This window comes from Microbacterium sp. NPDC087589 (assembly GCF_044743635.1).
Lineage (GTDB): Bacteria > Actinomycetota > Actinomycetes > Actinomycetales > Microbacteriaceae > Microbacterium.
This window is the reverse complement of the sequence record NZ_JBIUWV010000001.1, coordinates 848,575-860,578: the sequence shown is the minus strand read 5'-3', so window position 1 is coordinate 860,578 and position 12,004 is coordinate 848,575. Positions and strand designations below refer to the sequence as shown.

The 12,004-nt window shown below is 68.1% G+C and carries 9 protein-coding genes and 1 tRNA gene; 6 read left to right on the top strand and 4 right to left on the bottom strand.

The window, feature by feature from the left end:
- Positions 1–7: 7 nt before the first annotated feature.
- The 3 genes from ACIOU8_RS04315 to ACIOU8_RS04305 all read right to left on the bottom strand — a co-directional run bounded on the left by ACIOU8_RS04315 (position 8) and on the right by ACIOU8_RS04305 (position 2,244).
- Positions 8–1,198: an AI-2E family transporter gene (locus tag ACIOU8_RS04315; RefSeq protein ID WP_400786167.1), complete on the bottom strand. Its 1,191-nt coding sequence runs from the start codon at positions 1,196–1,198 to the stop codon at positions 8–10.
- 147 nt (positions 1,199–1,345) lie between these two features.
- Positions 1,346–1,418, bottom strand: a tRNA-Arg gene (locus ACIOU8_RS04310).
- Between the two features lie 16 nt (positions 1,419–1,434).
- Complete coding sequence (locus tag ACIOU8_RS04305) at positions 1,435–2,244, bottom strand: SGNH/GDSL hydrolase family protein (protein ID WP_400786164.1); 810 nt, start codon at positions 2,242–2,244, stop codon at positions 1,435–1,437.
- Positions 2,245–2,314: 70 nt separating this feature from the next.
- On the opposite strand from ACIOU8_RS04305, the gene argS reads away from it, so the two are divergent.
- Positions 2,315–3,979: an arginine--tRNA ligase gene (gene argS / locus ACIOU8_RS04300; protein ID WP_400786161.1), complete on the top strand. Its 1,665-nt coding sequence runs from the start codon at positions 2,315–2,317 to the stop codon at positions 3,977–3,979.
- A gap of 39 nt (positions 3,980–4,018) precedes the next feature.
- Complete coding sequence (locus ACIOU8_RS04295; protein WP_400786159.1) at positions 4,019–4,879, top strand: DUF2993 domain-containing protein; 861 nt, start codon at positions 4,019–4,021, stop codon at positions 4,877–4,879.
- Positions 4,880–4,882: 3 nt separating this feature from the next.
- Here the strand turns inward: ACIOU8_RS04295 and ACIOU8_RS04290 are convergent, their stop codons facing one another.
- The gene (locus ACIOU8_RS04290; protein ID WP_400786157.1) at positions 4,883–5,938 is read right to left on the bottom strand and encodes a YihY/virulence factor BrkB family protein; all 1,056 of its coding nucleotides are present in this window, start codon (positions 5,936–5,938) and stop codon (positions 4,883–4,885) included.
- Between the two features lie 149 nt (positions 5,939–6,087).
- On the opposite strand from ACIOU8_RS04290, the gene lysA reads away from it, so the two are divergent.
- From lysA to rho, 4 genes are all read left to right on the top strand, one after another.
- Complete coding sequence (lysA, locus tag ACIOU8_RS04285; RefSeq protein ID WP_400786154.1) at positions 6,088–7,497, top strand: diaminopimelate decarboxylase; 1,410 nt, start codon at positions 6,088–6,090, stop codon at positions 7,495–7,497.
- A 66-nt stretch (positions 7,498–7,563) separates the two neighbouring features.
- Positions 7,564–8,871, top strand: a complete 1,308-nt coding sequence (locus ACIOU8_RS04280; protein ID WP_400786152.1) for a homoserine dehydrogenase — start codon at positions 7,564–7,566, stop codon at positions 8,869–8,871.
- 2 nt (positions 8,872–8,873) lie between these two features.
- Positions 8,874–9,803 (top strand): homoserine kinase, encoded by a 930-nt coding sequence (gene thrB, locus ACIOU8_RS04275; protein WP_400786150.1) that lies wholly within the window; start codon positions 8,874–8,876, stop codon positions 9,801–9,803.
- A gap of 197 nt (positions 9,804–10,000) precedes the next feature.
- Entirely contained in the window at positions 10,001–11,998 is a 1,998-nt protein-coding gene (gene rho, locus ACIOU8_RS04270) for a transcription termination factor Rho (RefSeq protein ID WP_400786148.1), read from the top strand.
- Positions 11,999–12,004 lie beyond the last annotated feature (6 nt).

Sequence of the window (12,004 nt, the reverse complement as noted above, 5' to 3'; positions counted from 1 at the left end):
CCGCTGCTCAGCGGTCGGTCGCTCGACCGGCGCGTGCGGAACGCCGGCGTCGGGGTCGCGTGTCGGAGCTATCCTCGGAGGACGGGGGCTCCGGAGGAATCGCTGTTCGGTCGCCGGAGAGCCATCGGAGCCACGTGGTGCTGGGGTCGCCATCGAGCACCAGAGTGCGCGCGAGGAGGGTCAGGGGAATGGACAGGATCGCTCCGAGCGGTCCGATGATGAACGTCCAGAAGATCACCGACAGGAAGCTCAGTGTGAGGCTGAGGTCGACGGCGTCGCTGACGAACTTGGGCTGCACGAGGACCTGCAGCACGACGTTGACCACGCAGTAGACCGCGATGACTGCGAGGAGCAGGGGCCAGTCGCCGACGACGAACGCGAGGATGGCCGGTGGCACGAGTCCGAGGATGAACCCGATGTTCGGGATGAAGTTCGTGACGAACGCGAGGATCGCCCAGACGACGGGAACCGGGATCCCCATCCACCACAGTGCGAGCCCGTCGATGACCGCGACGATGGCGCCGAACGTGGCGTTCACGACGTAGTACCTCCGGATGCCGGAGTTGAGGCGCACGATGCGCTCGATCGTCGCGCCCTTGGTCGCTGCGAAGAGCGCCGGCGCCTGGCGGTAGCGGGCAGCATCGACCGCCATGAAGATGATGTACGCGCAGACGAAGAACAGCGCGGTCGCCACGCTGAGCACCGTGCCGCCGACGCTGCGAACGAGCCCGAGGAGTGTCTCCGGGTCGAGCACCGAAGCCGCGGCATCCGAGGCTTCCGCGTCCAGCCCGAGCGCCTGCAGAGACGAGACGAGCTGATCTGCGGCTCGGGTGAGGCCGCCCTCGGAGACGAGGTCGGTGATCAATCGAGCGAACTGCGTGCCTGCGAGCCACAGCAGCGCCCCCATGGCCACGAGAATCAGATAGGCGAGAGCGATGACTGCCGTCGTGCTCGCCCAGCGGGGCCAGCCGCGCCGATCGAGCGGTAGGCGGAGGGGCTCGCAGATCACCACGATCACGATCGCGAGCGCGACGGGCCCGAACACCTCTCTGGCGAAGTACACCCCGGCGAGAGCCACGGTCGCCCCCGCGAGCGCCAGAAGAACGCGCAGGCTGGGGGAGAGCCCTCCAGCGGTGGCCGGAGCGGGAGAGGTGCGTGTGGGACCGTGGACGTCCTTCGGCCGGCGATTGCGCAACATCTCACGAATCATAGGCGGTGAGCGGTGCTCCCGGTCATCCCTCCGACCGGAGCACATCGACGCGAAGAGCCGCCTGAAACCAGGCGGCTCTTCGCGATGCGGAATCCTGCGGACGACTCGAGACTCGTTCCGCATCTATCCCTTGTGTGCCCCCGACAGGAGTCGAACCTGCGACCTACGGTACCGGAAACCGGCGCTCTATCCACTGAGCTACGGAGGCGTACCGATCGACAATATCACTGCTCGGGAGTGGTCTCCGACTCACTGGCCTCGGTCACCGGCGCGTCGCCCAGTTCGCCGAGTGCCGTGGCCAGCTTCTCGGCCAGGTAGCGGTGGCCGTCGGTCGACGGATGCTTGCGGCCCACCTCGACGTCGATGACCGACAGATAGTTCTGGTCGGTGATCCAGTCCTGCGCGATGGGGGAGATGTACCACCAGCTGCGAGCGGCGGCGAGTTCGCCGAGATCGGCGTCGATGCGAGCGGTCTCAGCACCCACGGGCAACTCGTGCGGCGCCGGGCCGAGAATGACGATCGTCGCCTCCGGATACTTCGCCGCCATCGTGTCCCAGGCGGCCGTGACGGCTTCTCTGTACCCGGCCTCGCCCTGAGTCCGATCGTTGATCGATCCCTGCAGGACGATCAGGTCGGGGGCGAGCGTCGGATCCAGAGCGGCGATGCGCTCGCCGAAGGCGGGGCCGTCGAGGCCGGGCTTGAGGTAGCCGCTACCGCGGACGCCGTCGACAATCGTCTCGCCATCGATCAGGTCAGCGAGCCGATACGCATAGCCGAGGGTCGGGTCGGCAGCAGCCGAGCCGTACGTCCAGGAATCGCCGAAGACGAGAACGGTCGGATGCTCGGGAAGGAGCAGCGGGGCAGGCGCGATCTCGACTGCTTCCTGCTCACTTGCCTCGGCACTGACGGCGGCCGAGGAGGGCATCGGGACCCACGGGCGCCAGACGCCGAGGACGACTGCGGCGAGCGCCAGGATCACGGCGACGGCGAGGCCTGCTGTGGGCAGTCGACGACGGGCGGATGCGTCCTTCATGGCATGACTGTAGATCACGATCTCGCCCTCGCAAATTCGGGCGCGTGACGCGCCGTAAACTGGGAGGCCTATGAACCCTGAAACGCTCGCCACAGCCCTCCTCGCCGTCCTCGCACCGATCGCCGAGGAACGACGTCCTGGCGAGCCGCTCGCGCTCACCGCCTCGGACATCGTCTTCGAGCGCCCCCGCAACCGCGACCACGGCGACTGGGCATCGAACATCGCGATGCGCCTGGCGAAGCCGTTCGGCACGAACCCGCGTGAGCTCGCGCAGCAGATCGCCGACGGGCTCGCGCAGGTCGACGGCGTGCAGAGCGCGGAGGTCGCGGGCCCCGGATTCATCAACATCCGCCTCGATGCGGCTGCCGCCGGCGCCCTGGCGAAGGTGATCGTCGAGGCGGGCACAGAGTACGGGCACAACGATTCGCGTGCAGATGAGTCGATCAATCTTGAGTTCGTATCCGCGAACCCCACCGGTCCCATCCACCTCGGAGGCACCCGCTGGGCGGCCGTAGGCGACTCGCTGGCCCGCATGCTCAAGTCCCAGGGTGCGCGAGTCACCCGCGAGTACTACTTCAACGATCACGGCGGACAGATCGATCGCTTCGCCCGCAGCCTCGTCGCTGCGCACCTGGGGGAGCCGACTCCGGAAGACGGCTACGGCGGCGGGTACATCCTCGACATCGCGAAGCGCGTCGAGCTTGCGTATGACGGCGACCTCTCGACACTGTCACCGGAAGACCTCCAGGAGGCTTTCCGCGCCTACGGCGTCAACCTCATGTTCGACGAGATCAAGGCGAGCCTGCACGAGTTCGGCGTCGACTTCGACGTCTACTTCCACGAGAACGACCTGCACGAGTCGGGGGCAGTCGAGCGCGCGATCTCGCGGTTGCAGGAACTGGGACACATGTTCGAGGCCGACGGGGCGCTGTGGCTGCGCACGACGGAGTTCGGAGACGACAAGGATCGGGTCGTCGTGAAGTCCGACGGACAGCCCGCGTACATCTCCGGCGACCTCGCCTACTACCTCAACAAGCGCGAGCGCGGTTTCAACCGGTGCATCATCATGCTCGGCGCCGATCACCACGGCTACGTCCAGCGCCTCATGGCGATGTGCGCGGCCTTCGGAGATGAGCCGAACGTCAATCTGCAGATCCTGATCGGGCAGATGGTGAATCTCGTTCGCGATGGCCAGCCGATGCGCATGTCGAAGCGTGCCGGCACCGTGGTGACGCTCGAGGACCTCGTCGAGATCGTCGGCGTGGATGCGGCCAGGTATGCGCTGACGCGGAGCTCGACTGACTCGAACCTCGACATCGATCTCGACGTGCTGCAGAAGCGCACGAACGACAACCCGGTGTTCTACGTCCAGTACGCGCATGCCCGCACGCACAACGTCGCGCGCAACGCCGCCGACTCCGGAGTGGATCGTTCGGAGTTCGCACCCGAGACGCTCACGCATGAGACAGAGAGCGCCCTGCTCGGCGCGCTGCAGGAGTTCCCGCGCATCGTGGCGTTCGCCGCAGAGGTGCGTGAGCCCCACCGCGTCGCGCGCTACCTCGAGGAGCTCGCGGGCCTGTACCACCGCTGGTACGACAACTGTCGGGTCATCCCGCAGGGCGACGACCCCGTCGAGACGGTGCACCGCACGCGGCTGTGGCTGAACGACGCCGCGGGGCAGGTCTTCCGCAACGGGCTCGACCTGCTCGGAGTGTCTGCGCCAGAGCGCATGTGATTCCTCCTGCCGTCGGACGCCGTAGGGCAGGATGGCAGCATGAGCGACGACAACCACACCCTTCCTTACCCCGCTGCGGATTCCGAGCATCCGACGCTCGTGATCCCCGGCGGAAAGGACGGTGCATCTGTCGACGGTGTCGAGTCACCCGCACGCACGCGCAAACGCTGGCCGTGGGTGCTGCTGATCGTCATCGTGGTGTTGGCCGCTGTCGTCGTCGCGGCGGAGTTCATCGCGCGGGCGGTCCTGCCCGGCACGGTGCGGGGGATCGTTATCGAGCAGCTCGACCTTCCCGCTGACCAGAAACTCGCGGTCGAGGCCGACGGCATCCTGTTGCCTCAGCTGATCGGTGGCACGCTCGACCGCCTGCACCTCTCCACTGATTCCGTGACTCTCGAAGGGATCACCGGCGCCGTCGACGTCACTGCCACCGGTGTCCCGCTGCGCGGCGGCGATCTGCGTGACGCGTCGGGCACCATCCGCATCGACGAATCGCAGTTCACCGCTCTGCTCTCGAACACAGACCTGCCGATCGACACGGTCACTCTCGAGGCGCCGAACGCGACCGTCGCCGGCTCCGTGAGCGTGCTGGGCATCGCGATCCCGATCTCCCTGACGGTGACTCCCGGCGTCGCAGAGGGAGACCTCGAACTGACCCCTGTCGGGCTGACGATCGGCGGACTCGAGGTCGATGCGGATCAGGTCGGCTTCACCCTCGGAGCGCTGGGAGAACGGCTCACCGAGACACAGCGCATCTGCATCGCCGATCAGCTGCCCGCCGGCATCGCACTCACCGACCTCGAGATCGATGGAACCGAGGCGGTGATCGACGTCGACGTCGACGGTGCCATCGCGACCGATGAGAGCCTGCTCGAGAAGGGCACCTGCCCTCAGGGGTGACGCTCAGTCGTCGTCGGAACCCAGGCGGGCCTCCCGCTCGGCCTTCTGCGCTGCGCGAAGCTCCGACGTCGCGAGCGCGACCTCGGCCTCGGCGCGCTGCACGCGTCGCTGCGGGAAGGTCGTCGCGCCGAACCGGGCATGCACGCGGTCTGTGCGCTCCTCCTCCGACGTGACGATGTAGGCGCAGGAGACCAGGATGACCTGGGTCGACAGGTTGAGCCAGATCAGCAGCGCGAGCAGCGTGGCGAAGGATGCGAGCAGCGGATTGCTCGTCGCGCCTCCGATGAACAGCCCGGAGAGCTCCTGCAGCACGAGCAGTCCGATGCCCCCGATGAGTGCTCCGATCCAGAGAGAGCGCCCCGATGGACGGAGACCGGAGAGCAGTCGGAACACCCCTGCGATGAGCACGGTGTCGAGCGCGAGCACGACAAGGAGCGAGATGATCCGGATGCCCCAGGACGCGACGGGTGAATCCTCGGAGAGACCGAGCACACCGCTGATCCAGGTGATTCCGAGCCGGCCGGCGAAGGTGACGGCCGCTGCCGCGACGAACAGCACGGCGACACCGACCGCGAGCAGCAGGTTGCGGAGAATGACCCAGATGAACAGCACGTCGGCGTGCGCGGTCCCGGCGAGGACGCGCACGGCCGTGCGCAGCGACCCCACGGCCCCGAGCGCCGAGCCGATCAGAGCGATCGTCGAGACGGCGCCGGCGATCGACAGTGAGATCGGTTCCTTGAGGTCATCGGGGTTGACCACCCCGTTCTCGCCGATGAGGCCGGGCACGACGGCCTGGACCGCGGAGATGATCGCGTCCCAGGCATCGGGGTTGCCGGCGAGCCACAGCGCAGCGATCGAGAAGCCGAGCAGAACGGCGGCGAACACGCTGAACAGCGCACGGTACGTCACGCTGTCGGCCAGCATGGGTCCGCGGCGCTCGGAGTAGAGCAGGAAGGCCCGTACCGGTCGACGTGTCAGAGCCCACCGGATCGTCGCAGTGCTGACGCGCGCGATCAGGCCAGGGCGGGCGGCATCGGGTGCTGCGGATTCGGTGCTCATCTCCACCACCTTACGAGTCGCGGAAAGTGTCTGCAGGGGGTTGACGCCGAGCGTCACCATGACTGACGCGGCATGCACCGTGCCCTAGAATCGGGGGCAACCTCGCAGTGCGCGCATCCGCCCGAGACTCGTCCCACGATTGGTGTTCCTTGCTTTCCCCTGCCGACTCGCTCGCCCCGGAATGGCTCGTCGTGCCCGACGACGTGAATGATCTTCCCGCCGCTGTCTGGCCGGCATCCGCAGTTCGCGGTGACGACGGAGCTCTGCAGATCGCCGGGATCACCGCGACCGCTCTGGCCGAGACGTACGGCACGCCGCTGCTGGTGATCGACGAGGACGAGGTGCGCTCTCGAGCTCGCGCCTTCCGCTCTGCTTTCGACACGGCTGCGGCCGACCACGGAACGACCGTCCAGGTCTACTACGCGGGCAAGGCGCTGCTGACCACGACGATCGCGCGGTGGGTGATCGACGAGGGACTCCGCATCGACGTGTGCACCGGCGGCGAACTCGAGGTCGCGCTCGCCGCGGGCGTCTCTCCGGCATCCCTGGGCTTCCACGGGAACAACAAGTCCGTCGCTGAGCTCGAGCGCGCCGTCGACGTGGGCATCGGCACGATCATCGTCGACAGCGCGGTCGAGATCGAGCGTCTGGCGGCGATCACCGCCAGGACCGGCACTGTGCAGCGGGTGCTGGTGCGGGTCATCAGCGGCGTGCACGCCGAGACCCATGATTTTCTTGCGACGGCCCACGAGGACCAGAAGTTCGGCTTCCCGCTGCCCGACGCCGAGCAGGCCGTGGCCCGCATCCGCGAGATCCCCGGCCTCGAGTTCGCCGGGCTCCATTGCCACATCGGATCGCAGATCTTCGGCGTCGCGGGCTTCCGCGAGTCGGCCTCGCGCGTGCTCGAACTGCACGCCGCACTGCTCGAGGGTGGAGCGGTCCCTCAGCTCAATCTCGGCGGAGGGTTCGGCATCGCCTACACGAGCGTCGACGATCCCACACCCATCGAGACGCTCGCGGGTGAGATCGTGACCGCTGTCGCCGAGGGGTGCGCCGCCCGCGGTATCGCGGTGCCTGCTCTGTCGTTCGAGCCCGGCAGAGCGATCGTCGGCACCGCAGGGGTGACGATCTACGAGGTCGGCACCACCAAAGACGTCGCGCTCGACACCGGAGCCACGCGGCGGTACATCAGCGTCGACGGCGGCATGAGCGACAACGCCAGGACAGCGCTCTACGAAGCGCAGTTCTCGGCTCGCCTCGCTTCGCGGCTCGGCACGGGCTCACCGCAGCTCAGCAGGGTGGTCGGCAAGCACTGCGAGTCCGGCGACATCGTGGTCGACCACGAGTACCTCCCCGCCGACGTGTGCCCCGGCGACCTGCTGGCCGTCCCCTCCACCGGTGCCTACTGCGCGCCGCTCGCCAGCAACTACAACCACGTCCCGCGCCCTCCGATCGTCGCCGTGCGCGATGGCCGGTCGACGATCATCGTCCGCGGTGAGACCATCGCCGACGTCCTGTCGCGCGATGTCGGGGTCGAGGCGTCCGAGAACCACGGGTGATCCGCGCGACGAACGACGCGGTCCCCGACGTAGCACGACTGAACAACCCTCCTAAGGAGAGATGCAATGACGACTGAGTACCGACGACTTCGGGTGGCGCTCCTCGGCGCCGGAGCGGTCGGCTCCCAGGTGGCCGCCCTCCTGCTGCGACACGGCGACGAACTCGCCGACCGTGCGGGTGCCACGCTGGAGCTGGCCGGCATCGCGGTGCGCAACCTCGATGCCCCGCGTGAGGCCGACCTGCCCAAGGAGCTGTTCACGACGGATGCCGACTCGCTGATCCTCGGCTCCGACATCGTGATCGAGCTGATCGGCGGCATCGAGCCTGCCCGCACCAGCATTCTCCAGGCGATCGGCTCCGGTGCCGACGTTGTGACGGCAAACAAGGCGCTGCTCGCGACCCATGGTCCGGAGCTGTTCGAGGCGGCCGACCGCGTGGGCGCATCCGTCTACTACGAGGCGGCCGCTGCCGGCGCGATCCCGATCATCCGGCCGCTCCGCGATTCTCTCGCGGGCGACCGCGTGGTGCGCATCATGGGGATCGTGAACGGCACGACCAACTACATCCTCGATCGCATGGACACCGAGGGTGCCGACTTCGCCGAGGTGCTCGCCGACGCGCAGCGCCTCGGTTATGCCGAAGCCGATCCGACTGCCGACATCGAGGGGTTCGACGCCGCACAGAAGGCAGCGATCCTCGCGAGCCTCGCGTTCCACACGGCGGTTCCGCTCGACGCCGTGTACCGCGAGGGCATCACGACGATCACGGCCTCGATGATCGAGGAGGCACGAGCAGCCGGCTTCGTGATCAAGCTGCTCGCCGTATGCGAGCGCATCGAGGCCAACGGCACCGAGTCGATCTCGGTGCGCGTCTACCCGGCGCTCGTTCCCAAGTCGCACCCGCTCGCCTCCGTGCACGGCGCCAACAACGCCGTCTTCGTCGAGGCCGAGGCCGCAGGTTCGCTGATGTTCTACGGCGCAGGAGCAGGCGGAGTGCAGACGGCATCCGCTGTGCTCGGAGACGTCGTGTCGGCCGCTCGCCGGCACATCGCCGGCGGTGTCGGCGTGGGGGAGTCCACCAGGGCCAACCTCCCCGTGGTGCCGATCGGTCACGTCACGACCCGCTACCAGATCACTCTCGAGGTCGCGGACGCGCCCGGTGTGCTCGCGACCGTCGCCGGCATCCTGAGCGACGGAGCGGTCTCGGTCGCCACCGTCGTACAGACCGTCGAAGGGGAGGACGAGCCCACCGCTCGTCTCGTCATCGGCACCCATCGGGCCACGGATGCCGCGCTCAGCGCCACGGTCGATGCACTCGCCGGCAGCTCTGTCGTCGAACGGGTCGTCTCGGTGCTCCGCGTGGAAGGCGAGTGACGATGGCAGCGGGGCGCACGGTCGAAGTGACGGTCCCGGCGACCAGTGCCAACCTCGGCCCCGGATTCGACACCCTCGGACTCGCGCTCAGCGTCTACGACACTCTGTCGGTGACCGAGCTCGCCGTCGGTGAGCTCGAGATCGTGGTCACCGGCTCCGGTGCGGGGGAGATTCCTCGCGACGGCTCGAATCTCATCGTCCGCACGATCGCGCACGTCTACGCCGACGTCGACCGGCCCTTTCCGGGACTGCGCATCGTCGCCGAGAACGGCGTTCCGCACGGTCGCGGACTCGGCTCCTCCGGTGCGGCGGTCGCCGCAGGCATCCTTGCGGCGAAAGGCCTGCTCGAGGGCGATGTCGAGATCAGCGAGACCGACATGCTGCGTCTCGCCACCGAGATCGAGGGACACCCCGACAATGTGGCGCCCGCGCTGTTCGGCGGACTGACGATCGCGTGGATGGGCGAACGCGGTGCACAGCACAAGAAGCTGCTCGTGCACCGTGGTGTCTCCCCGCTCGTGCTCGTCCCGTCGTACACGATGTCGACCTCGAAGGCGCGCTCACTGCAGCCCCCTCACGTCTCGACGGCAGACGCGGTGTTCAACGTCTCGCGCTCGGCCCTGCTCATCGCCGCACTCACGCAGAGTCCCGAGCTGCTGCTCGACGCCACGGCCGACCGTCTGCACCAGGACTACAGGGCCGAGGCGATGCCCGAGACCCAGCGGCTGGTTCAGACACTCCGCGCGGCGGGCTTCGCCGCCGTGGTCTCGGGTGCAGGCCCGAGCGTCCTCGTGCTCGCTGACGGACCCGGAAGCCGTCAGGACGCCGTGGAACTGGCCGAATCAACGACCGACACCCCGTGGGACGCGCTGCTGCTCGCGGTCGACGTACGTGGTGGTACAGTGGGGAATCGAGCGGAGGGCTCCACGTGACTGCGTGAATCTGGCCCCATTGCAACTCTGCAAGACCCGCACGCAAACCCCTGTCGCACTGCTCTCACCGAGAACCTTGTTCTTTCCGAGAACCCAGTGCAGAGGCTGGCTGGCGCCGAGCGTCAGTCCGTGCGATCGCGCGCAGCACCCGTTGTGCGCGTGCCGCTCATGTCCCCGAGACCAAAGAGGGAGTACTCGTGGAGAATTTCTCCGAGACCCAGAACGACCAGGCGGCATCTGCCGCCGAGGCTCCGGCACAGGCCGCGAGTTCCGACGCCGCGACGACTGCCGCGACCGAGGTTGCACCGGCCCGCAAGCGCGCCCCGCGCCGAGCGAGCACCGCGACCGCCGCCGCGAAGGCGGAGAAGGCCGCAGCATCCGCAGACAGCGCACCCGCATCCGACGCCCCCGCAGCCGAGGCCCCCGCCGCTGACGCGGCGCCCAAGGCCAAGGCCCCCCGCCGCAGTCGTGCGAAGAAGGCCGATGCGGAGACCGCCGAGGCTCCCGCCGCCGCAGCCGAGGCTCCTGCAGCTTCCGCATCAGCGTCCGCCAAGGCCCGCGCTGCGAAGACCGCCGACGGCAACGACACCGCTGACACCGCAGGCGCCGCTGACACCGCAGGCGCCACTGACACCGCAGGCTCCGCGGATGCCGCAGGCGCCGCCGACGAGCCGAAGAAGACCTCCGGACGTGGACGCCGCACGGCGAAGAAGCCTGCGGCCGAGACCGAGGCTCCTGCGAACGAGAAGCCCGCCGACGCTGCTCCGGCCGATACGGCTCCCGCTGCCGACTCCTCCTCGGACTCCGCTGACGGCGGCGAGGAGCAGGGCGGCCGCGGCCGCAACCGCAATCGCAGCCGCAACCGGGGCCGCGGCCAGAACGGCACCGCGCAGGGCGGCGAGCAGCAGCCTCAGCAGCAGAACGCGCCCGCCGAAGACGAGGGTGGCAACGGCCGCAACCGTCAGCGCAACAAGCGCCGCGGTGGTGTGCCTACCGACGAGTTCGACACCGAGATCGGCGAGGACGACGTCCTCGTTCCGATCGCCGGAATCCTCGACGTGCTCGACAACTACGCATTCGTGCGCACGACCGGCTACCTCGCCGGCCCGAGCGACGTCTACGTATCGCTCGGACAGGTCAAGAAGTACAACCTGCGCAAGGGCGACGCGATCGTCGGCTCCATCAAGCAGCCGCGCGAAGGCGAGCAGCAGGGTCGTCAGAAGTACAACGCTCTCGTGAAGGTCGACTCGATCAACGGTCTGTCGATCGACGACGCGGCGACCCGCGTCGAGTTCGGCAAACTCACGCCTCTTTACCCGCAGGAGCGTCTTCGTCTCGAGACGGTGCCCGAGAAGCTGACCCAGCGCATCATCGACCTCGTCGCGCCGATCGGCAAGGGACAGCGCGGCCTCATCGTCGCGCCGCCCAAGGCCGGCAAGACGATCGTCCTGCAGCAGATCGCGAACGCGATCGCACAGAACAACCCCGAGGTCCACCTCATGGTCGTGCTCGTCGACGAGCGCCCCGAAGAGGTCACCGATATGGAGCGCACGGTCAAGGGCGAGGTCATCGCCTCGACGTTCGACCGCCCGGCAGAAGATCACACCACGGTCGCCGAGCTCGCTATCGAGCGCGCCAAGCGTCTCGTCGAGCTGGGCCGCGACGTCGTCGTGCTGCTCGACTCGATCACGCGCCTCGGCCGTGCGTACAACCTCGCGGCGCCCGCTTCCGGCCGAGTGCTGTCGGGTGGCGTCGACGCCTCGGCGCTCTATCCGCCCAAGCGCTTCTTCGGCGCTGCGCGCAACATCGAGAACGGCGGGTCCCTCACGATCCTCGCCACGGCTCTCGTCGAGACCGGCTCCAAGATGGACGAGGTCATCTTCGAGGAGTTCAAGGGCACCGGAAACAGCGAACTGCGCCTGTCGCGTCAGCTCGCCGACAAGCGCATCTTCCCGGCCGTCGACGTGAACGCGTCGAGCACCCGCCGCGAAGAGATGCTGCTCTCGACCGATGAGGTCAAGATCACGTGGAAGCTGCGCCGAGCCCTCGCGGGCCTCGACCAGCAGCAGGCGCTCGAGGTGGTCCTGGGCAAGCTCAAGGAGACCCACTCGAACGTCGAGTTCCTCGTGCAGATGCAGAAGTCGATTCCGACGCTGCCCTCGGGTTCGCACGGACACGACAGCAACATCCGCTGAGCGGAG

What these genes read in the sequence shown, in the direction of transcription:
- ACIOU8_RS04305 (WP_400786164.1), bottom strand. Translation starts at nt 2,244, where the DNA reads ATGAAGGACGCATCCGCCCGTCGTCGACTGCCCACAGCAGGCCTCGCC.
- ACIOU8_RS04290 (WP_400786157.1), bottom strand. Translation starts at nt 5,938, where the DNA reads ATGAGCACCGAATCCGCAGCACCCGATGCCGCCCGCCCTGGCCTGATC.
- ACIOU8_RS04315 (WP_400786167.1), bottom strand. Translation starts at nt 1,198, where the DNA reads ATGTTGCGCAATCGCCGGCCGAAGGACGTCCACGGTCCCACACGCACC.
- thrB (WP_400786150.1), top strand. Translation starts at nt 8,874, where the DNA reads ATGGCAGCGGGGCGCACGGTCGAAGTGACGGTCCCGGCGACCAGTGCC.
- argS (WP_400786161.1), top strand. Translation starts at nt 2,315, where the DNA reads ATGAACCCTGAAACGCTCGCCACAGCCCTCCTCGCCGTCCTCGCACCG.
- ACIOU8_RS04280 (WP_400786152.1), top strand. Translation starts at nt 7,564, where the DNA reads ATGACGACTGAGTACCGACGACTTCGGGTGGCGCTCCTCGGCGCCGGA.
- ACIOU8_RS04295 (WP_400786159.1), top strand. Translation starts at nt 4,019, where the DNA reads ATGAGCGACGACAACCACACCCTTCCTTACCCCGCTGCGGATTCCGAG.